This window comes from Desulfovibrio sp. X2 (genome assembly GCF_000422205.1).
Taxonomy (GTDB): Bacteria; Desulfobacterota; Desulfovibrionia; order Desulfovibrionales; family Desulfovibrionaceae; genus Alkalidesulfovibrio.
On sequence record NZ_ATHV01000019.1, the window covers coordinates 190,737 to 209,858 of the forward strand.

The following is a 19,122-nucleotide window of genomic DNA, read 5'->3' on the forward strand; positions in this document are numbered from 1 at the left end:
GGAGGAACGGCATGAGCAAGAAGGATTACTGCGGTCTCTTCGCCATCTACAACCACGACGAGGCCGCCCGCCTGGCCTATTTCGGCCTCTACGCCCAGCAGCACAGGGGCCAGGAGTCCGCGGGCATCGTCACCTGGGACGGAGAGAACATCCGCGAGCACAAGGGCATGGGGCTGGTGCACGACGTCTTCACCGAGCGCCACCTGGGCAAGGAGCTCAAGGGACGCATCGCCGTGGGACACGTGCGCTACTCCACCACCGGCGCCTCGCTCATCCGCAACGCCCAGCCCTTCCTGGTGCGCTTCGGCAACACGCAGCTCGCCATCGCCCACAACGGCAACCTGGTGAACACCGTGGAGCTTCGGCGCGAGCTCGAGGCCACCGGCTCCATCTTCCAGACGACCATGGATTCGGAGATCTTCGTGCACCTCATCGCGCGCCACCTGCGCGACGGCGGGGTGGAGCAGGCCGTGGCCAAGGCCTGCGCCCGCGTGCGCGGCGCCTACTCGCTCCTCATCCTGGTGAACAACAAGCTGATCGCGGTGCGCGACCCCCACGGCTTCCGCCCGCTCGCGCTCGGCCGGGTCAACGACGCCCACGTCCTGGCCTCCGAGACCTGCGCCTTCGACCTGCTGGAGGCCGAGTACATCCGCTCCATCGAGCCGGGCGAGATGCTGGTCATCGAGAACAAGTGCGTGACCTCGATCCCGGCCGCCGAGAGCATTCCCACGCGCCAGTGCATCTTCGAGCACGTCTACTTCGCGCGGCCGGATTCCACCGTCTTCGGCGAGGTGGTCTACGAGAACAGGAAGCGCATGGGCCAGATCCTGGCCGAGGAATCCACCCCGGACGTGGACTTCGTCATGCCGTTCCCGGACTCCGGCATCTACGCCACCGTGGGCTACGCCCAGACCTCGGGGCTGCCGCTCGAGATGTGCATGATCCGCAACCACTACGTGGGCCGCACCTTCATCCAGCCCTCGCAGACCATGCGGGACTACTCCACGCGCATCAAGATCAACCCCGTGCGCAGCATGATCAAGGGCAAGCGCATCTGCATCGTGGACGACTCCATCGTGCGCGGCACCACCATCCGCTCGCGCGTCAAGAAGCTGCGCGAGCTCGGCGCCCGCGAGGTGCACATGCGCGTGTGCTGCCCGCCCATCCGCTTCCCCTGCTTCTACGGCATCGACTTCTCCTCCAAGGGCGAGCTCATCGCCGCCAACAACACGGTGGAGGAGATCGAGCGCTTCATCGGCCTCGATTCGCTCCACTACCTGAGCATCGAGGGCCTTCTCAAATCCGTGCACGCCAAGGACTCCTGGTGCATGGCCTGCTTCAACGGCGACTACCCAATCGACGTCTCGCCCGAGACCAACAAGTCCTGCCTCGAGAACGAGGTGGCCCTGTCCTGGTAGGCCGGGCGGGGGAGAGCGACCATGGCATGCGAATGTCGTGACTGGGGAGAGCTCGGCCGTGAGGTCGTGGCCATCGAGATCGAGGGGCTTTCCGGCGTGGCCGAACGGCTGGACGGGACCTTCTCCCAGGCCGTGGAGCTGCTCGCCGCCTGCCAGGGCCGCGTGGTGGTCACGGGCATCGGCAAGTCCGGCCTCGTGGGCCGCAAGATAGCGGCCACCTTCTCGAGCACCGGCACCCCGGCCTACTTCCTCCATCCCGTGGAGGGCGCGCACGGCGACCTCGGCATCATCCGCCCGGGCGACGTGGTGCTCGCCATCTCCAACTCGGGCGAGACCGACGAGCTGAACGCCATCATCCCGACCCTCAAGTCGCTCGGCGTCAGTGTCATCGCCATGACCGGGCGGGCGGATTCGACGCTCGCCTGCATGGCCGACCTGGTGCTCGACTCCGGCGTGCCGCGCGAGGCCTGTCCGCACAACCTGGCGCCCACGGCCAGCACCACGGCCCAGCTCGCCCTGGGCGACGCGCTGGCCGTCTGCCTCATCGAGCGCAAGGAATTCCGCGAGGAGGACTTCCAGCGCTGCCACCCGGGCGGGGCGCTCGGCAGGCGCCTCTCGCAGCCGGTGACGACCGTCATGCACGCCGACGGGCTGCCCGTGGCGGCGGCCGCCGCGCCGCTTTCCGAGGCCCTGCGCGTCATGAACGAGGGAAAGCTCGGCTTCCTGGCCGTGACAGGGGAGGGCGGGCGCCTCGAGGGCGTGTTCACGGACGGCGACGTGCGCCGTCTGGCCGCGGCATCGGCGCTCGATCTCGCCGCGCCCGTGGAGAGCGTGATGACCCGGGGCGGGCTCAGGCTCACGGCCACGCAGACCGCGGCCGAGGCCATGGACCTCATGGAGACGCGCGAGGTCACCGTGCTGCCCATCGTGGACTGCGAGGACCGGCTGGTGGGCATGGTCCACCTGCACGACCTCCTGGGCAAGGGAAGCTTCCGTTTCTCCGCCTGATGGATTGCGCTTCCTTCTTCTCCGGCCCGTACAGGGCCGCATCCAAACGACATTCAGTGGAGGGTGCCGTGAGCGACGTTGCCGATAGGGCGACCGGCTACTGGCGGAGCGGCTGGCTCTGCGCCGAGAGCGTGAGCAAGGCCCTGGCCGAGGCGCTCGGGCCCGACGAGGACCCCGAAGGGCTGGTCGACGGTCCCCATCTGCCGCGCGCGGCCTCGGGCTTCTGCTCCGGCCTCGCGCGCACCGGCGGCATGTGCGGCGCCCTTTCCGGGGCCGTGCTGGTCATCGGCCTCGCGCGCGGCCGCAGCTCCCTGCGCGACTCCCTCGACATTCCCTACGCTTTGGTCCAGGAACTGCGCGAGGCCTTCCTCGCCGAGTTCGGCAGCGACAATTGCGCCGAACTCACCGGCTGCCGCCTCGACACGGCCGAGGGGCAGAAAACCTACAAGGAGCGGGGGCTGCGCGATGCCCTCTGCCCGCGTCTCATCGCCTTCGCGGCCGAGCGCGGCCTGACCCTTCTGCGCGAATAGCCGGACTGCCGCAGGCCCCGGGACGAGGCACACATGCTGCTCTACGCCAAGCTCATAGTCTCCATGTTCATCTGGGGCGGCACCTGGGTCGCCGGGCGCGTCGTGGCACGTGAGATGGCGCCCTTTTCGGCGGCCCTCCTGCGCTTCCTCTTCGCCTCGCTCTTCCTCGTGATCGTGCAGATGCGCGTGGAGAAACGCTTCCGCCTGCCCGCGCGAAACGAGGTCCTGCCGCTCTTCCTGCTCGGGCTCACGGGCATATTCTTCTACAACGCCTGCTTCTTCTCGGCCCTGCGCACCGTGGAGGCCGGACGGGCGGCCCTGGTCATCGCCTCCATCCCGGCCTGCGTGGCCCTGGGCGACTATCTCTTCCTCGGGGCGCGTCTCTCGTTTTCACGGCTGTGCGGCATTCCGGTCTCGCTTCTCGGCGTGGCGCTCATCCTCTCGGACTTCCGCCTCGGCGCGCTCTTTTCCGGCGGCGCTGGCGTGGGCGAGCTCTATCTGCTCGGCTGCGTCACGGCCTGGGCGGCCTACACCCTGCTCGGCAGGCGCTGCGTGCAGAGCATGTCGCCGCTCTTTTCCGTGACCTGGTCGTGCCTCTTCGGCTCGCTCCTGCTCCTGCCCTGCGCCGTGGGCGAGGGACTGCTGGGGCGGCTGCCCTCGGTCAGCTTCACGGCCTGGGGCAACCTCGCCTTCCTCGGGGTCATGGCCACGGGCGTGGCCTTCTGCTGGTACTACGAGGCCATCAAGGCCCTGGGCGCCAGCCGGGCGGGGGTGTTCATCAACCTCGTGCCAGTGGCAGCCATCGCGCTCGGCGTCTTCATCTTGGGCGAGCACGTCTCCCTCTCCCTGGTCGTGGGCGGCGCCACGGTGCTGTGCGGCGTCTTCCTGACCAACCGGCCGCAGCGCTCCATTCCCGCAAAAGCCTGAGGCGCGGGCGTCTGGACGAGGCCGCGCCGCAGGAGTAGAGCAGGGCTTTCCGGAGCCCAGGCCGTGGCCCGGGCAGGGACCTCGTCGGGGCCCCGGGGTTTATCTGACGGCCACCCACAACCGGACGGATCGCGCATGCTCCTCTACGCAAAGCTCCTCGTCTCCATGCTCATCTGGGGCGGCACCTGGGTCTCGGGCCGCGTGGTCGCGCGGGAGGTGACGCCGTTCTCCGCGGCCTTCCTGCGCTACGTCTTCGCCTCGCTCGTGCTGGTCATGGTCCTCATGCGCACGGAGAAGCGCTTCCGCCTGCCCGCGCGAAACGAGATCCTGCCGCTCTTCCTGCTCGGGCTCACCGGCATCTTCCTCTACAACACCTGCTTCTTCGCGGCCCTGCACACCGAGGAGGCGGGCCGCGCGGCCCTCATATCCGCCTCCATCCCGGCATTCGTGGCCCTGGGCGACTTCCTCTTCCTCGGCGCGCGGCTCTCGCCCTCGCGGCTGCTGGGCATCCCGGTCTCCCTCTTCGGCGTGGCCCTCATCCTCTCCCATTTCCACCTCGCCACGCTCTTCACCTCGGGCTCGGAGCTCGGCATGGGTGACGTCTACCTCCTGGCCTGCGCGCTGTCCTGGGCGGCCTACACGATCCTCGGCAAGCGCTGCGTGGAATGCATGACCCCGCTTTTCTCCGTTACCTGGGCCTGCCTCTTCGGCTCGCTCCTGCTCCTGCCCTGCGCCCTGGTCGAGGGAGTGGTCACGAAGATCCCTCTCGTGAGCTCCACGGCCTGGGGCAACCTGCTCTTCCTCGGCGTGGTGGCCACGGGGCTCGCCTTCTGCTGGTACTACGAGGCCCTGAAGGGTATCGGCGCCAGCCGGGCCGGGGTCTTCATCAACCTCGTGCCCGTGGCGGCCATCATTCTCGGCGTCCTCATCCTGGGCGAGCACGTCTCCCTGTCCCTGCTCGTGGGCGGAGCCACGGTGCTCTTCGGCGTCTTTCTCACCAACCGGCCGCAGCGCGCCCCGAGGATCAGGGCGCGGGCAGCGGCATGAGGCGGCAGACCATGCGCACGCATTCCCGCAGCACCGACTTCCGGTTCGCCCTCCGGGCGGTCCTTCCGCTTCTCCTGCTGACCCTGCCGCTCACGGGCTGCGCACGGCCGGTGCCCAACCTCTGGGAGACGCGCCGGGCCATCGAGGAATATCACGACAGCGGCCGCTACGAGGCGGACGTGCGCGCGGCGGCGGACGCGGCGCGCGCCTACATGGAGAGCCGCCTCGCCGAGGGCGCGGCGCGGCCCGCCCTGGTCCTGGACGTGGACGAGACCTCGCTCTCCGAGTTCGCCTTCTCCCGTTCGCGAGGCTTCTGCTACGACAAGGCTGCCTTCGACGCCGAGGAGCGCGAGGCGCGCCTGCCCGCCGTGGCTCCGGTGCGCGACCTGGCGAGCTGGGCCGCGGGGCGGGGCATCGCGGTCTTCTTCGTTACCGGCAGGCCGGACGCCCTGTGCCCGGCCACGCGGGAGAACCTGGCCAATGCCGGATTCCCGGAACCCGCGGGCGTGCGCTGTCGTCCGGCCGGTGTGCCCCACTCTCCGGCGGAAGCGTGGAAGAGCTCCGCGCGCAAGGCCATAGAGGCCGAGGGCTACGACATCCTGGTGACCATGGGGGACCAGGAGAGCGATCTTTCGGGCGGATTCGCCGAGCGCGGCTTCAAGCTGCCCAACCACGTCTACTTCATCCCCTGATTCCCTGCCCGGGCCCTGGGTGCCGGGATATTCCGGCGTTTCGGGGAATTCGGGTGGCCGATTGGACTTCGCCCCGCGCCTCGGCTACAAGTCCACGCCATGACGCATCCCATTTCGCACGAACAGGCGGGATCCGGTGCGGCCTTGGCCGCCGGGCCCCGCTCCGACAACTTCTTCGTCCGCAACGCCGACCTCCTCGCCCTGCTGATCATCCTCGTCAGCGTGGGCGTGCGCTGGGTCATCGTGGCCACGGGCCAGCTGAACCTCGTGCAGGACGAGGCTCAGTACTGGGACTGGACGCGCCACCTGCAGTGGTCCTACTATTCCAAGGGCCCGCTCATCGCCTGGATCATCGCCTTCTTCACGCGCATCTTCGGCAACACGGAGCTCGGAGTGCGCGCGGGCGCGCTGCTCGGCTCCGGCCTTCTGCAGGCGGTCATCTACCTCTGGCTCGCCAAGCTCTGGAAACGGCCCGGGCTCGGGCTCCTGACTCTCTTCGTGGCCAATACCGCGCCCATGTTCCTGGCCTCCGGGGTGCTCATGACCACGGACAACCCGCTGCTGGTCTGCTGGACCGCGGCCATGTTCTGCCTGGACGCGGGCACGAGGGAAGATGTCGGGCCGCGCGCCCGGGGCGCGGCTGTCCTGGCCCTGGTCCCGCTCGTGGCGATCGGCATCCTGGCCAAGTACATGATGCTCGTCTTCCCGGTCCTGGCCCTGGCCTACGCCTGGTGGCTCAAGGGCCGCGGCGAATTGCCCGAGGGCACCTGGCCGCGCCTCGTCCTCGCCCTGCTCGCGGGCACGGTCGTGGGCATGCTCCCCATCCTCGTCTGGAACGCGCAGCATCATTTCGTGGGCTTCAAGCACGTGGGCACCCTGGCGGGCGTGGAAGGCAACACGGCCAAGCGCCTGCTGCGCTTCGACCGCTTCCCCGACTACCTGGGCAGCCAGGTGGGGCTCATGAGCCCGTGGTGGTTCGTCTTCATGCTCGTGGGCGGCGTGGCCGCGGCCAGGCAGGCCTTCTGGGGCAAGAAGGGGCTGCTCGGCCTCTCCATGCGCCAAGCCGCGCTGCTGGCTATCTTCTTCTGGCCCGCCTGGGGCTTTTTCATCCTCTGGAGCTTTCACACCAAGATCCAGCCCAACTGGTCCGCGGTGAGCTACGCCGCAGGCTTCCTCCTGACCGCCCTGGCCTTTGCCCGCTACTGGCAGGGGCAGGGACGGCTGCGCAAGCTCTGGGCGGTCATGGCGGCCCTGGTCTTCGTGCTCGTGGCCTCGGCCCCGGTGCTGCCGATCCCCAGGCACCTGAACCCCGCCAACCGTCTCAAGGGCTGGGACGACCTGGGCGAGGAGGTCGCGCGCCTCGAGAAGGCCGACTTCCCCGATCCCTCGCGCGTCTTCATCTTCAGCGAGCAGTACGACATGACCGCGGCCCTGGCCTTCTACGTGCCCGGGCAACCGCGCGTGTACAACGCCTGGCTCTCGCGCCGCATGAACCAGTACGACCTCTGGCCGGGCCCCGAAGACAAGAAGGGCTGGGACGCCGTCTACGTGCGCAAGGACTTCAAGGACGGGGTCGAGCCGGGCGTGGAGCGCATGTTCGAGCACATCTCGCCGCCCATTCATTACCAGACCACCTTCGACGGCGAACCGGCGCGCAAGTTCACCATCTTCCTCTGCCGCGGCTTCACCGGCTACTGGCCGAGGGAGTACGGCGACTTCTGATCGCGGCTTGCCTCTCCCTGCGCCCGGCGGTATCTGGTAAACATGCCGCACGGTCCTTGGGCGCCGCAGAACGCGAGAAGGAAGTGCCATGCAGCCTGCCGGTCCGGAACGACGCCGCGAGCCCCGCACGGTCCTCGATGTGGTCTTCTGCATCCTGGCCGCGCGCTCGGGATGCGAGCACCTGTGCATCGTGCGCGACATAAGCCGCCACGGCGCGCGGCTCGAGTTCGCCTCGGCCGGTGACGCCGCGTCGCTGTGCACAGGCGGGGAAGTCAGGCTGCGCGACCTGCCCGGCGTCCTGAGCTGCCTGCACGGCAATGAATGGGGCGGCCGCGTGGTCTGGCTGCGCGGGGAGGAGGGCGGCATCCGCTTCGACGACCCCCTGCCCGCGACGCCCGAGGCGCTCGAAGCCTACCGCCGCCTGCAGCTCGACATGAAGGAGTGAGCGGCCCCTTTGCTTTTTCGGGCCGCTGGGCTAGCCTTGGAGACGCATCCGGACGCCGCGCAAGGCGTTTGCAACTCCGGGAGGGGGAATGAAACCGGGAGGGGAAATGAGCCAGGACCAGCGCCAGGCCGAACGCGTCGCGCCCGCCGAGGGCCGCTGCGCTTTCAGCCATGAGGAGGCGCGCTTCACCGGAGCGCTGCGCAACGTGAGTCTTCTCGGCATGAAGGTCGAGTTGCCCGAGGACGTGTCGGCGGCCTCCCTCGCGCCGGGATTTCGCGTCGCCTTCGAGGACTTTCCCGAACCTCTCACCGCGCACGTCCTCGCCACCGAGGGTGAGATCGTCTGGGTCGACGACAGGAAGATCGGCATCCGTTTTCTCACCCCCCTGGACATTCCCCCCGACGCCATCCTCGAGTTCCAGCACGAGAGCCACGTGCCTCCCTTTCGTCCCGGCGAGGACGAGGAGGAGGTCCGCGAAGGGACGGCGCGGCGGCTCCCCGGGACTCCTGCTTGACCCTGGACAAGCGTGTCGCGAAGATTTACTTTCCACGCGCTTTTCGGAACAGCGAAATAATCCGGAGGCGGACGTCGCGATCACTATGAATACCGGCTTGGGCGGCCCCGAGGTCTGCGCCCGCTGCGCGGCCCTTACCGGCTCCTGCTGCAAGCTCGCTCCGGGACACGAGGAAGCCTGCTTTCCGCTCTCCGAGATGGAGATGGATCGCATCCGCGACTTCACCGGCGCACAGGGCTGGTTCGCTCAGGAGGCGAACTCCGAGGCCTTCCTCTCCCACATGACCAGGCTCTTCCCCGGCGAGGAGGAGTGCGTGCGCATGATCTTCCATCCGCGCAAGCACCACTTCCGCCTGGCCACGCGCCGGGACGGCACCTGCGGATTGCTGGGCGAGGACGGCTGCACGCTTCCGGAAGAGGTCCGGCCGTACTACTGCCGCCTCTTTCCGCTGTGGTACTCACGCGGCCGCCTGCAGGCCCTGGCGGGCATGTGCCTGGCCGTGCGCGAGTCCGCCGGGCGGGCCCGGCTGCTCCATAGCGTCCACCTCTCCATGGAGCGCTCGCGCGACCTCTTCGCGCGCCTCCGCCTGGCCTGGGGCCTGCCGCCCGAGCCCGGACTCCCGAACGTCACACTGCGCCTGCAACGGAATCCCATATGACCATGAAGAAACTGTTCATCGGCGGAGTCATCATCGGCTCCATCCTGCTGCTTTGCGGCATCGGCGGCGGCCTCGGGCTCTACCTGTGGGCCTCGCGGGACCTGCCGAACTTCAAGACCCTGACCGACTACCGTCCGCCCCTCGTGACCACGGTCTACGCCCGGGACGGACAGATCATGGGCTATTTCTACCGTGAGAAGCGCTTCCTGGCCACGCTGCCGCAGATGGCGCCGTACGTCCCCAAGGCCTTCCTCGCGGCGGAGGATGCGGGCTTCTACCAGCACGACGGCGTCGATCCGGCGGCCATCTTCCGCGCCTTCCTGCGCAACCTCACCGCGGGCGGCATCAAGCAGGGCGGCAGCACCATCACGCAGCAGGTCATCAAGCGCCTGCTGCTCTCCTCCGAGAAGAGCTACCAGCGCAAGCTCAAGGAGGCCATTCTCGCCTACAGGCTCGAGAAGTACCTGACCAAGGACGAGATCCTGACCATCTACCTGAACCACATCTATCTGGGCGCGGGTGCCTACGGCGTCGAGGCTGCTGCGCGCACCTACTTCGGCAAGCACGTGGCCGACCTGACGCTGGCCGAGGCGGCCATGCTGGCCGGTCTGCCGCAGGCCCCCACGCGCTACAATCCCTACCAGAACTGGGATGCCGCCAAGGCCCGGCAGCACTACGTGCTCGAGCAGATGCTCGAGAAGGGCTGGATCACCAGGCAGGAGATGACCGAGGCCCTGGCCCAGCCCCTCGTGCTCAAGAGCATGGACGACTACTCCTGGAAGAAGGGCCCCTGGTACCTCGAGGAGGTCCGGCGCTGGCTCATCGAGCGCTACGGCGAGACCGAGGTCTACGAGGGCGGCCTGCACGTCTGGACCGCCTGCGACCTGCGCCAGCAGGACGCGGCCGAGCAGGCCCTGCACCGCGGCCTCATCGACTCCACGCGGCGCCGCGGCTGGGAAGGCCCGGTGCGCCATCTGGACTCCAACGTCTACAGCTCCTTCCTCTCCGACGGCAGCGAAGCGGCCAAGGACCTGAAGAAGGGCGACTGGGTCAAGGTCCTGGTGACCCGCGTCCAGCCTTCGGGCGCGGACGTGCGCTTCGGGGCCTTCTCCGGCCAGATTTCCGTGGCCACCATGCACTGGGCGCGCAAGCCCGACCCGCGCCACGCCACCGAGGAGGTGGCGGCCGTGCGCGACGCCACGCAGGTGCTCAAGCCCGGCGACGTGGTCTGGGCCTCGGTGGACGAGCGGCCCTCGGCCGACAAGGGCACGTGGCAGCTGGCCCTGCAGCAGGAGCCCACGGTCGAGGGCGCCGTCGTCTCCATGCTGGCCAAGACCGGCGACATCGTCGCCTTGGTCGGCGGCTACTCTTTCGAGCGCTCGCAGTTCAACCGCGCCACCCAGGCCAAGCGCCAGCCGGGTTCGTCCTTCAAGCCCATCGTCTACTCGGCGGCCCTGGACAACGGCTTCACCCCGGCCTCGGTGGTGCTCGACGCGCCCATCGTCTTCACGGACTACTCCACCTCGCAGGTCTGGAAGCCGGAGAACTACGAGGAAGACTTCCGCGGCCCCACCATCCTGCGCACGGCGCTGGCCAAGTCGTTGAACCTCGTGACCATCCGCGTGGCCCAGAGGATCGGCATCTCCAAGGTTGAAGAGCGGGCCAAGGAGCTCGGCCTCGACGCCAACTTCCAGGGCAACCTCTCCGAGGCCCTGGGCACCGCCGAGGTCACGCCGCTCAACATGTGCGACGCCTACACCGCCTTCGCCAACGGCGGCATGGAGGCCAAGCCCCGCATGGTCCTGCGCGTGGTCGACGCCTGGGGCAAGGAGCTCTACACGGACGAGCCAGAGTCGCATCAGGCCGTCTCGCCCCAGAACGCCTACCTCATCGCCTCCATGATGAAGGAGGTCGTGCGCGACGGCACCGGCTGGCGCGCGCGCGAGCTCGGCCGCCCCGTGGCGGGCAAGACCGGCACCACCAACGAGGAGCGCGACGCCTGGTTCGTGGGCTACACGCCCTACCTCGTCTCCGTGGTCTACGTGGGCTTCGACGACCACCGGCCCATGGGCAAGAACGAGACCGGCGCGCGCGCTGCCTCGTCCATCTGGGTGGACTACAGGAAGCAGGTGGAGGACGAGTTCCCGCCCACCGACTTCCCCCAGCCCCCGGGCGTTACCATGGTGCGCATCGACGGACAGAACGGCCTCCTGGCCGGACCGGCAACGCAGGAGAGCTACTTCCTGCCGTTTTACGCCGGAACCGAGCCCACCCAGGTCTCCACGGGCACCTCGTCGCTCGAAGGCGAGAAGACCACGGGCGAGGATCTGCTGAAGCAGGTCTACTAGCCGGACTCCGGCCGCGGCCTCATGGCCGTGGCCGGGGCGCGCTTTTTCGGCGCGGCGGGTTTGCGTGGGGTGCGGCATCGCGTATGGTGCGGAGAACAGAGCAACCTTTGGCCGGGAGGAGAGAGATGCAAAGCGAACTGCGCGATCTGGTCGGCTGGAAGCTCGTTTTCGGCGCTGCCGTGGGCCTGCTCGTGGCCTGGGCCTGCTCCGCGGGTGCTCTCGCCTGGGGCGCCTTCGTCGGCGTCAGGCTGGCCGCATGGATCTTCCTGCTGCTCATGGCGCTGAAGACGGTGAACGACTTCTTCTCCGCGGAGATAGACAGCCTGGCCGTGCCCTATGACGCCGTGGTCGGCTTCTACGGACGCAACGCCGCGGCGGTGGTCGGCTACTTCCTCGGCCTGGCCGTCTTCGCGGTGCTCGCGGCGCCCGCCCAGGCCATGTTCCGGGCACTGCTCGTCATCGTCCTGTGGCTCGTGGTCCTGCACTGGTCCGTGCCCTTCCTGCGCGGCGAGGTGATCGAGAGCTACGGCAGGCGCAACCTCGCGAACCTCTTCCTCGTCTTCGTCCTGATCTGGTGGGTGAGCGCGTGCTGAGCCGCCACGCGGAGGCGCGAGCCTACGTCACCAAGGACGGCTCCACCATCCGCGAGCTCATGCATCCCTCCGTTCACGCGCATCTCGGCGTGCGCAACCAGAGCCTCGCCGAGGCGCGGGTGGGGGAGGGCGGCCGCACAGAGCTGCACCTGCACCGCGTGAGCGAGGAACTCTACCACGTCACCAGCGGCCGGGGCCGCATGACCCTGAACGGGGTGGACTTTCCCGTCGAGGCGGGCGATACCGTCTGCATCGCACCTGGGGTGCCTCACTCGATCGCGAACACCGGGCCGGGCGAACTCGTGCTGCTCTGCTGCTGCGCCCCGGCCTACAGCCATGACGACACCGTCCTGTTGGACCAAGGAGGAACCACATGCCCTGCCTGAAGATCGAGACCAACGTCGAATTGGATGCCGCCAAGGCCCGCACCCTGGCCCTGAAGCTCGCCAACGAGGCCGCCACGGCCATCGGCAAGCCGGTGGAGCGTATCCTGACCATCGTCGAGCCCGGCCTGGCCCTGACGTATCGCGGCACCGACGCGCCCGCCGCCTGGGTCGAGGTCAAGAGCATCGGACTCACGGCCGACGAATGCCCGGCCCTGGCCGCCTGGCTCGGCGAGTTCGTCGAGCGCGAGCTCGGCGTCTCCGCCAACCGCGCCCTGATCGAGTTCAAGCCCCTGTCCGCCGAACTCACCGGCGTGAACAAGGGCACCGTGGCCAAGCCCGCCTAGGAAAAAGCCTTTTTTGCAAACGGAGCGCGGCCGGAAAGGAGTTCCTTCCCGGCCGCGCTTTGTCTTTTCCGGCCCCCGGATGCCGTCGTGGGGGATTTCCCAGGAATCAGAGCACGATGCGCTCGTCCGCCTCGTCCTCGTTCTCCTTCTTTCCCCAGGCTTCGTGCGGATCGAAGCGCTTCTTGGCCTCGGAGTAGCCGAGCTGGAAGGCCTTGAGGTTGGTGTCCAGGATCTTGGGCGGCATGCTGTCGCGCAGGGCCTGCTTCATGATCTTCTGCTCGGCGAAGGGCAGGAGCCAGGTCAGGGCGCCGAGCACGACCACGTTCATGGCCTGCGGGACCTTGATCTTCTTCATGGTCAGGTCGGTGAAGGGCAGGCCCAGGAAGACGTTGGACGGCGTCTGGCGCACGAGTCCCGTGTCCACGAGCAGCACCCCGCCCGGCTTGATGTAGCGGTAGTAGGCGTAGCAGGCCTCCTGGGACAGCGCCACGAGCAGGTCCACGCTCTCGGTCTTGGGGTAGCTGATGGCCTGGGAGCTGATGACCAGGTCCGAGCGGCTGGCGCCGCCGCGCGCCTCGGGGCCGTAGCTCTGGGTCTGGGTGACGTTGTAGCCGTGGCCGAGCGCGAGGCCCGAACCCAGGATGCGGCCCAGCGTGATGATGCCCTGGCCCCCGGTGCCCGAGAGCCGGATTTCGAAGCGATGCAGTTCCATGGGCTTCATCACTGGTTCTCCCTCCTCTCGGTCTCCTTCTCGACCATGGACGTGGGCGCCTCGGCAGGGGCGGCGGGCTTGGCCGCCTTGGTGCGCAGCCGGACGCGCATGTCCTCGTAGAGCTCCTCCAGGCCCTTGGCGTCGTGCTCCACGAAGGTGCCGATGGGCAGCTTGCCCTCCCGGTCCTCGGGCTTCAGCTCGTCGAACTTCTCCTTGTTCAGGCAGGTGCTCTTGAGCCATTTGAACATCTCGACCGAGTTCTTGTACTTGTTCTTGCGGCCGTACTGCGTGTGGCAGGGAGTCATGATCTCGACGAGGTTGAAGCCCGGCCGGGTGATGGCCGTGGAGATGAGGCGGTCGAGCATGTTCACGTGGAAGACCGTGCCGCGGTAGACGCCGTTGGCGCCTGCTGCCCGCGCCAGGTCCACGAGGTCGAAGGACTTCTCCATCTGGCCGTAGGGCGTGGTCTGGGTGGTGGCGCCCTGGGGCGTGGTCGCGGAGCACTGGCCGCCGGTCATGCCGTAGATGTTGTTGTTGAGCACCAGGGCGGTCACGCCGATGTTGCGCCGTGCCGCGTGGATCAGGTGGTTGCCGCCGATGGAGAAGGCGTCGCCGTCGCCCATGATGGCGATGACCTTCATGTTCGGGTTGGCCATCTTGATGCCCGTGGCGAAGGTCAGGGCGCGGCCGTGCGTGGTGTGCACGGTGTTGAAGTCCACATAGGCCGCGATGCGGCCGGAGCAGCCGATGCCTGCCACGATGCAGACCTCGTCCTTGGACAGCTCGAGCGAATGGATGGCGCGGATCAGCGCGCCGAGCACGATGCCGTGGCCGCAGCCGGGGCAGAAGACGTGCGGGAACTTCTTGTTGTGGCGCAGATAGTGATGGATGAGCTCTGTGATTTCCGCCATGTCCTTACCCCTGCGTGATGGCTTTGAAGATCTGGGAGGGGGTGATGATCTGCCCGTCGATGCGGTTGATGGTCCGCACCGACGTGCTGCGGGCGGCCACGCGCTTCACCTCGCGCGACATCTGGCCCATGTTCATCTCCGGGACCACGATGCGCGAGCAGCGGTGCGCCAGCTTGTCCACGAAGGGCTTGGGGAAGGGGAAGAGCGTCTTCAGCTTGATGAGCCCCGCCGCGTAGCCCTGCTCCCGGGCCATGTCGATGGCCAGGTGCGCCGAGCGGGCCACGGAGCCGTATGCCACCACGCCGATGTCGGCGTCCTCGGTGCGGTACTCCTCTACGAGCATGATGTCCGGGTAGAACTGGTCGATCTTGCGGAACAGCCGCTCCACGAGCGTCTTGATCTCGTCCGGCTTCTGGGTGGGGAAGCCCATGACGTCGTGGGTCAGCCCGGTGACGTGGTGGCGGTAGCCCGAGCCGATGGGCGGCATGGGCGCCACGCCGCGCATGGTGTCCTCGTATGGCTTGTACCATTCCGGCGGCACGCTCGGGTAGCCGCGGTTGAAGATCTCGAACTCTCCCGGCTCGGGCAGCTCGATCTTCTCGCGCGTGTGCGCGGTGATCTCGTCGATGAGCAGGATGACCGGCGAGCGGTACTTCTCGGCGAAGTTGAAGGCGGTGATGGTCATCTCCATGCATTCCTTCACGTCCGAGGCCGAGAGCACGATGATCGGGTGGTCGCCGTGCGTGCCCCAGCGCGCCTGTTGCACGTCGCCCTGCGCGGGCGAGGTGGGAAGGCCCGTGGAGGGGCCGCCGCGCATGACGTTGACCACCACCAGCGGGGCCTCGGTCATGCAGGCGAAGCCCAGGTTCTCCTGCATGAGGGAGAAGCCCGGGCCCGAGGTCGCGGTCATGGCCTTGCGGCCGGCCAGCGAGGCGCCGATGATCGCGCCCATGGAGCCGATCTCGTCCTCCATCTGGAGGAAGACGCCGTTGTCCGTGTGCGGCAGGCGGGAGGCCATGACCTCCATGATCTCGGAGGAGGGGGTGATGGGATAGCCCGCGTAGAAGTTGCATCCCGCCAGCAGGGCGCCCTCGACCACGGCCTCGTTGCCGAGGGCGAAGAGGGCCTTGCGCTGTTTCTTCTTCAGTGTGGCCATGCCGCTCTCCTATTTCGTGCCTTCGGGCAGTTCATGGCCGTTTTCGAGGCATTCGGAGAGCCTGCGCTTGCGGCCGCGGGCGCGCACCGAGATGGCGAAGTCGGGGCAGTGCCGTTCGCAGAAGCCGCAGTTGATGCACTCCTCGGGCTTCACTGCCCGGGCCTTGCCGTCCTTGCCGATGGCCAGGACCTTGGCCGGACAGAACTCCACGCATATGCCGCAGCCTTTGCACCAGTCCGGATAGATGGTGATCTCGGTCTGCCCTTTTGCTTTTTTCGACATTTCCTGCTTTCTGCCGCTGAATTGTTTGTGCTATCAGTCATTTTCCGCACGGTATTCGTTGCGGTGCCGCCTGCCGTAGTGCGTCCGCCATACCCCATGTGTCATGCAATGGCAATCTTCAGAGGCTTTCTGCGGGGTTTGACGCAAGCTTGACAATTCCGGCACACGGGATACAACCAGGAAGCTTGCTGGCGGCGGCTTTCGGCCGCCGCTCCGTTCTCTACGCTACGCCGGGCCGCACGGCCCATGCCCCGACATAAAGGAGCGTCATGGCACTCATCGATATCCGGTCGCTGAACAAGTGGTACGGCGACTTCCACGTCCTCAAGAACATCAATGAGACCGTCGAGAAGGGCGAGGTTCTGGTCATCTGCGGCCCGTCGGGCTCCGGCAAGTCGACCCTGATCCGCTGCATCAACCGGCTCGAGGACTACCAGCAGGGTGAGATCGTCATCGAGGGCAAGAACATCAAGGACGCGGACGTGAACATCAACCGTCTGCGCAGCGAGATAGGCATCGTCTTCCAGCAGTTCAACCTTTATCCGCATCTCTCGGTCCTTCGGAACATCACCCTGGCTCCGACCAAGGTCAAGGACGTCTCCAGGGACGAAGCCGAGACCGTGGCGCTCGAACTGCTCGAGCGCGTGGGCATCCACGACCAGGCCCTCAAGTTCCCGGCCGAACTTTCAGGCGGCCAGCAGCAGCGTGTGGCCATCGCCCGCGCCCTGGCCATGAAGCCCAAGATCATGCTTTTCGACGAGCCCACCTCGGCGCTCGACCCCGAGATGATCAACGAGGTCCTCTCGGTCATGAAGGACCTCGCCCGCGACGGCATGACCATGCTCTGCGTGACCCACGAGATGGGCTTCGCCCGCGAGGTCTCGGACCGCGTCATCTTCATGGACGCCGGAGAGGTCATCGAGCAGGGACCGCCGGACGAGTTCTTCCGCAATCCGCGTCACGAACGCACCCGTGCGTTTCTCAGGGAGATACTGTAGCCGGAAGTCCCGGCCGCAACACTTCAAACACGCAAGGAGGTCGGTCCCATGCGCAGAATCACGTTCATCCTGGCTGCGGTCCTCTGCCTGGTCATGGCCGCGGGCGCCGTTGCCCACGCGGGCAAGCTGGAAGAGATCAAGCAGCGCGGCACGCTCATCTGCGGCGTCAAGGACTCCGTCGTGCCCTTCGGCTTCGTGGACGAGAAGACCAACCAGCTGGTCGGCTTCGACGTGGACATCTGCAAGTACATCGCAGACAAGCTGGGCGTGAAGCTCGAGCTCAAGCCCGTCACCTCCGCCACCCGCATCCCCATGCTCACCCAGGGCTCCGTGGACCTGGTGGCCGCCACCATGACCCACAAGTTCGAGCGTGACGACGTCATCGACTTCTCCATCACCTACTTCATGGACGGCCAGAAGCTGCTCGTGAAGAAGGGCTCCGGCATCAAGTCCGCCGCTGACCTGAAGGGCAAGAAGGTCGGCACTGCCAAGGGTTCCACCTCCGAGCAGAACATCAAGGACGCGCAGCCCGACTGCCAGGTCATCTCCTTCGAGGGCTACCCGCAGGCCTTCCTGGCTCTGAAGCAGGGCAAGGTCGCCGCCGTGACCACGGACTCGACCATCCTGCTGGGCCTGAAGAACAGCGACGAGAACCCGAACGAGTGGGAGATCGTGGGCGACTACATCTCCGCCGAGCCCTACGGCCTCGGCCTGCCCGAGAACGACTCCAAGTTCCGCGACTTCGTGAACAAGTCCCTGGCCGAGATGTGGATCTCCGGCGACTACGCCAAGACCTACAACAAGTGGTTCGGCAAGGATACCAAGTACTACCTGCCCCTGACCTGGAAGATGGAAATCTGGCCCATGTAGGGGTCTTTTTCGGGCGGGACGCATAAGCGTCCCGCCCGTTTCCCGCAACCCGAAAACACAAAGCAGCGCGCGTGGCCTACTCATTCGACTGGAATCTCGTCCTGCACGGCAAGTACGGACAGTGGATCCTCGAGGGCACCCTCAAGACGCTCCACATCTCGGCCGTGGCCATCCTCTTCTCCGTGCTCCTGGGCACCCTCATCGCCGTGTTCAGGCTGTCCCGGGTCAGGGTTCTCGAGTGGATAGCGCTGGCCTTCACGGAATTCTTCCGCAACACCCCGCTGCTGGTGCAGATCTTTTTCTGGTATTTCGGCTCAGCGGCGGTCCTGCCCGATTTCGTCAACCAGTGGCTCTACAACCACGATTTCGAGTTCGCGGCCGGAGTCATCGCCCTCACCGTCTATACCGCGGCCTTCATCGCCGAGGAGATCCGCTCGGGCATCTTCTCCATCCCGAAGACCCAGCTCGAGGCCTCGCGCGCCTGCGGCCTGTCCTTCCTGCAGGCCATGCGCTACGTCATCCTGCCGCAGGCCTTCAGGATCATCGTGCCGCCGCTCATCTCGCAGTTCCTGAACCTGATCAAGAACTCCTCGCTGTGCATGACCATCGGCGTCATGGAGCTGACCTACATGACGCGCCAGATCGAGTCCTACACCTTCCACGGCTTCGAGGCGTTCACCGTGGCCACGCTCATCTATCTGGTGATCTCGCTCGTGGTCTCCCTCGTCATCACACAGTACAACCGCCTCTTCCTCAGGCAGATCCGGTACTAACGGGCCGGAAGCGAAGCTCAGGAGACCTCGAAGGTGCATTGGAACGTCGTCGCCAACAATTTTGATTACTTCCTCTGGGGAGCCTACCCCAGGGGACCGCTCGGCGGGCTCGCCCTGTCCATCCTGCTTGCCGCGGGCGGCATTTTCGGCGCTTTCTGGATCGGCCTGCTGGCCGGTCTCGGACGGCTCTCGCGCGCGCTCTGGATCAAGCTGCCCGCCGTCCTCTACATCGAGATCGTGCGCGGCATCCCGCTGCTCCTCATGATCTTCTGGTTCTACTTCCTCGGCCCGGTGCTCTTCGGCGAGGCCATGCCCGCGACCACCAGCTCGCTGCTGGCCTTCATCGTCTTCACCGGCGCCTACGTGGCCGAGATCGTGCGCGCGGGCGTGCTGGCCCTGCCCCGGGGACAGATGGAGGCGGCCCGCTCCTCGGGCCTCACGCACGTGCAGGCCATGCGCTACGTGGTCCTGCCGCAGGCCCTGCGCAACATGATCCCGTCCTTCGTCAACCAGTTCGTCTCCCTGACCAAGGACACCTCGCTGGCCTCGATCATCGGCGTGCTCGAGCTGACCCGCGCGGCGGACCAGGTCAACAACCGCGCCCTGACCGCGCCCACCGAGATATACCTCACCATCCTCGTGCTCTACTTCATCGTCTGCTACGTGCTCACGGCCACCTCGCGCCGCCTGGAAAAGCAGCTGGCGCGCTACCAGGCCCGGAGCAGATAGAGGCTGCGATCGCACGGCCTGCGAAGGCGGGCGAGCGGCAAACGAAACGGCCCGGCGGG

The 19,122-nt window shown here is 67.0% G+C and carries 22 protein-coding genes; 18 read left to right on the forward strand and 4 right to left on the reverse strand.

Annotation, left to right across the window (positions count from 1 at the left end):
* Positions 1-11: 11 nt before the first annotated feature.
* From purF to DSX2_RS07880, 14 genes are all read left to right on the forward strand, one after another.
* A complete protein-coding gene (purF, locus tag DSX2_RS07815) occupies positions 12-1,418 on the forward strand; it encodes an amidophosphoribosyltransferase (protein ID WP_020880627.1) in 1,407 nt (468 codons plus the stop codon).
* Positions 1,419-1,439: 21 nt separating this feature from the next.
* Positions 1,440-2,426, forward strand: coding sequence for an SIS domain-containing protein (locus tag DSX2_RS07820; protein WP_020880628.1), 987 nt, complete (start codon positions 1,440-1,442; stop codon positions 2,424-2,426).
* A 68-nt stretch (positions 2,427-2,494) separates the two neighbouring features.
* The gene (locus tag DSX2_RS07825; protein WP_020880629.1) at positions 2,495-2,956 is read left to right on the forward strand and encodes a C-GCAxxG-C-C family protein; all 462 of its coding nucleotides are present in this window, start codon (positions 2,495-2,497) and stop codon (positions 2,954-2,956) included.
* 33 nt (positions 2,957-2,989) lie between these two features.
* The gene (locus tag DSX2_RS07830) at positions 2,990-3,883 is read left to right on the forward strand and encodes a DMT family transporter (protein ID WP_020880630.1); all 894 of its coding nucleotides are present in this window, start codon (positions 2,990-2,992) and stop codon (positions 3,881-3,883) included.
* A 135-nt stretch (positions 3,884-4,018) separates the two neighbouring features.
* Positions 4,019-4,930 carry a DMT family transporter gene (locus tag DSX2_RS07835; RefSeq protein WP_020880631.1) on the forward strand — a complete coding sequence of 304 codons (912 nt, stop codon included), beginning with the start codon at positions 4,019-4,021 and terminating at the stop codon, positions 4,928-4,930.
* Between the two features lie 11 nt (positions 4,931-4,941).
* Complete coding sequence (locus DSX2_RS07840; protein WP_020880632.1) at positions 4,942-5,622, forward strand: HAD family acid phosphatase; 681 nt, start codon at positions 4,942-4,944, stop codon at positions 5,620-5,622.
* A 99-nt stretch (positions 5,623-5,721) separates the two neighbouring features.
* Positions 5,722-7,344 (forward strand): glycosyltransferase family 39 protein, encoded by a 1,623-nt coding sequence (locus tag DSX2_RS07845; RefSeq protein WP_084486520.1) that lies wholly within the window; start codon positions 5,722-5,724, stop codon positions 7,342-7,344.
* An 88-nt stretch (positions 7,345-7,432) separates the two neighbouring features.
* Positions 7,433-7,789 (forward strand): PilZ domain-containing protein, encoded by a 357-nt coding sequence (locus tag DSX2_RS07850; RefSeq protein WP_020880634.1) that lies wholly within the window; start codon positions 7,433-7,435, stop codon positions 7,787-7,789.
* Positions 7,790-7,895: 106 nt separating this feature from the next.
* Entirely contained in the window at positions 7,896-8,303 is a 408-nt protein-coding gene (locus DSX2_RS07855) for a PilZ domain-containing protein (RefSeq protein ID WP_020880635.1), read from the forward strand.
* 85 nt (positions 8,304-8,388) lie between these two features.
* Positions 8,389-8,961: a YkgJ family cysteine cluster protein gene (locus tag DSX2_RS07860; protein WP_020880636.1), complete on the forward strand. Its 573-nt coding sequence runs from the start codon at positions 8,389-8,391 to the stop codon at positions 8,959-8,961.
* 2 nt (positions 8,962-8,963) lie between these two features.
* Positions 8,964-11,309, forward strand: a complete 2,346-nt coding sequence (locus tag DSX2_RS07865) for a penicillin-binding protein 1A (protein ID WP_035041341.1) — start codon at positions 8,964-8,966, stop codon at positions 11,307-11,309.
* 125 nt (positions 11,310-11,434) lie between these two features.
* A complete protein-coding gene (locus DSX2_RS07870; RefSeq protein ID WP_020880638.1) occupies positions 11,435-11,902 on the forward strand; it encodes a hypothetical protein in 468 nt (155 codons plus the stop codon).
* Positions 11,896-12,288, forward strand: a complete 393-nt coding sequence (locus DSX2_RS07875; protein ID WP_020880639.1) for a cupin domain-containing protein — start codon at positions 11,896-11,898, stop codon at positions 12,286-12,288. The genes DSX2_RS07870 and DSX2_RS07875 overlap by 7 nt, the downstream gene beginning before the upstream one ends.
* The gene (locus DSX2_RS07880; RefSeq protein ID WP_020880640.1) at positions 12,276-12,632 is read left to right on the forward strand and encodes a phenylpyruvate tautomerase MIF-related protein; all 357 of its coding nucleotides are present in this window, start codon (positions 12,276-12,278) and stop codon (positions 12,630-12,632) included. The genes DSX2_RS07875 and DSX2_RS07880 overlap by 13 nt, the downstream gene beginning before the upstream one ends.
* A 106-nt stretch (positions 12,633-12,738) precedes the next feature.
* Here DSX2_RS07880 and DSX2_RS07885 read toward each other — a convergent pair whose 3' ends face one another.
* The 4 genes from DSX2_RS07885 to DSX2_RS07900 are packed head-to-tail and all read right to left on the reverse strand — an operon-like array spanning position 12,739 to position 15,693.
* On the reverse strand, positions 12,739-13,353 hold the full coding sequence (locus DSX2_RS07885; protein WP_035041239.1) for a 2-oxoacid:acceptor oxidoreductase family protein: 615 nt from the start codon (positions 13,351-13,353) through the stop codon (positions 12,739-12,741).
* Positions 13,353-14,255, reverse strand: coding sequence for a 2-oxoacid:ferredoxin oxidoreductase subunit beta (locus DSX2_RS07890; protein ID WP_020880642.1), 903 nt, complete (start codon positions 14,253-14,255; stop codon positions 13,353-13,355). Before DSX2_RS07890 ends, DSX2_RS07885 begins: the two co-directional genes overlap by 1 nt.
* Positions 14,256-14,259: 4 nt before the next feature.
* The gene (locus DSX2_RS07895) at positions 14,260-15,411 is read right to left on the reverse strand and encodes a 2-oxoacid:acceptor oxidoreductase subunit alpha (protein WP_020880643.1); all 1,152 of its coding nucleotides are present in this window, start codon (positions 15,409-15,411) and stop codon (positions 14,260-14,262) included.
* 9 nt (positions 15,412-15,420) lie between these two features.
* Positions 15,421-15,693, reverse strand: coding sequence for a ferredoxin family protein (locus DSX2_RS07900; RefSeq protein WP_020880644.1), 273 nt, complete (start codon positions 15,691-15,693; stop codon positions 15,421-15,423).
* A 269-nt stretch (positions 15,694-15,962) separates the two neighbouring features.
* On the opposite strand from DSX2_RS07900, the gene DSX2_RS07905 reads away from it, so the two are divergent.
* The 4 genes from DSX2_RS07905 (at position 15,963) to DSX2_RS07920 (ending at position 19,063) form a co-directional block, all read left to right on the forward strand.
* On the forward strand, positions 15,963-16,691 hold the full coding sequence (locus DSX2_RS07905) for an amino acid ABC transporter ATP-binding protein (protein WP_020880645.1): 729 nt from the start codon (positions 15,963-15,965) through the stop codon (positions 16,689-16,691).
* 48 nt (positions 16,692-16,739) lie between these two features.
* Complete coding sequence (locus tag DSX2_RS07910) at positions 16,740-17,561, forward strand: ABC transporter substrate-binding protein (RefSeq protein WP_020880646.1); 822 nt, start codon at positions 16,740-16,742, stop codon at positions 17,559-17,561.
* 71 nt (positions 17,562-17,632) lie between these two features.
* Complete coding sequence (locus DSX2_RS07915; protein ID WP_020880647.1) at positions 17,633-18,334, forward strand: amino acid ABC transporter permease; 702 nt, start codon at positions 17,633-17,635, stop codon at positions 18,332-18,334.
* 33 nt (positions 18,335-18,367) lie between these two features.
* On the forward strand, positions 18,368-19,063 hold the full coding sequence (locus DSX2_RS07920) for an amino acid ABC transporter permease (protein WP_020880648.1): 696 nt from the start codon (positions 18,368-18,370) through the stop codon (positions 19,061-19,063).
* The last annotated feature ends 59 nt before the right edge of the window (positions 19,064-19,122 follow it).

Bases quoted from the DNA above. Each gene is read 5' to 3' on its own strand.
- purF (WP_020880627.1), top strand. From the start codon at position 12: ATGAGCAAGAAGGATTACTGCGGTCTCTTCGCCATCTACAACCACGAC.
- DSX2_RS07820 (WP_020880628.1), top strand. From the start codon at position 1,440: ATGGCATGCGAATGTCGTGACTGGGGAGAGCTCGGCCGTGAGGTCGTG.
- DSX2_RS07830 (WP_020880630.1), top strand. From the start codon at position 2,990: ATGCTGCTCTACGCCAAGCTCATAGTCTCCATGTTCATCTGGGGCGGC.
- DSX2_RS07835 (WP_020880631.1), top strand. From the start codon at position 4,019: ATGCTCCTCTACGCAAAGCTCCTCGTCTCCATGCTCATCTGGGGCGGC.
- DSX2_RS07840 (WP_020880632.1), top strand. From the start codon at position 4,942: ATGCGCACGCATTCCCGCAGCACCGACTTCCGGTTCGCCCTCCGGGCG.
- DSX2_RS07845 (WP_084486520.1), top strand. From the start codon at position 5,722: ATGACGCATCCCATTTCGCACGAACAGGCGGGATCCGGTGCGGCCTTG.
- DSX2_RS07850 (WP_020880634.1), top strand. From the start codon at position 7,433: ATGCAGCCTGCCGGTCCGGAACGACGCCGCGAGCCCCGCACGGTCCTC.
- DSX2_RS07855 (WP_020880635.1), top strand. From the start codon at position 7,896: ATGAGCCAGGACCAGCGCCAGGCCGAACGCGTCGCGCCCGCCGAGGGC.
- DSX2_RS07860 (WP_020880636.1), top strand. From the start codon at position 8,389: ATGAATACCGGCTTGGGCGGCCCCGAGGTCTGCGCCCGCTGCGCGGCC.
- DSX2_RS07865 (WP_035041341.1), top strand. From the start codon at position 8,964: ATGAAGAAACTGTTCATCGGCGGAGTCATCATCGGCTCCATCCTGCTG.
- DSX2_RS07870 (WP_020880638.1), top strand. From the start codon at position 11,435: ATGCAAAGCGAACTGCGCGATCTGGTCGGCTGGAAGCTCGTTTTCGGC.
- DSX2_RS07880 (WP_020880640.1), top strand. From the start codon at position 12,276: ATGCCCTGCCTGAAGATCGAGACCAACGTCGAATTGGATGCCGCCAAG.
- DSX2_RS07885 (WP_035041239.1), bottom strand. From the start codon at position 13,353: ATGAAGCCCATGGAACTGCATCGCTTCGAAATCCGGCTCTCGGGCACC.
- DSX2_RS07890 (WP_020880642.1), bottom strand. From the start codon at position 14,255: ATGGCGGAAATCACAGAGCTCATCCATCACTATCTGCGCCACAACAAG.
- DSX2_RS07895 (WP_020880643.1), bottom strand. From the start codon at position 15,411: ATGGCCACACTGAAGAAGAAACAGCGCAAGGCCCTCTTCGCCCTCGGC.
- DSX2_RS07900 (WP_020880644.1), bottom strand. From the start codon at position 15,693: ATGTCGAAAAAAGCAAAAGGGCAGACCGAGATCACCATCTATCCGGAC.
- DSX2_RS07905 (WP_020880645.1), top strand. From the start codon at position 15,963: ATGGCACTCATCGATATCCGGTCGCTGAACAAGTGGTACGGCGACTTC.
- DSX2_RS07910 (WP_020880646.1), top strand. From the start codon at position 16,740: ATGCGCAGAATCACGTTCATCCTGGCTGCGGTCCTCTGCCTGGTCATG.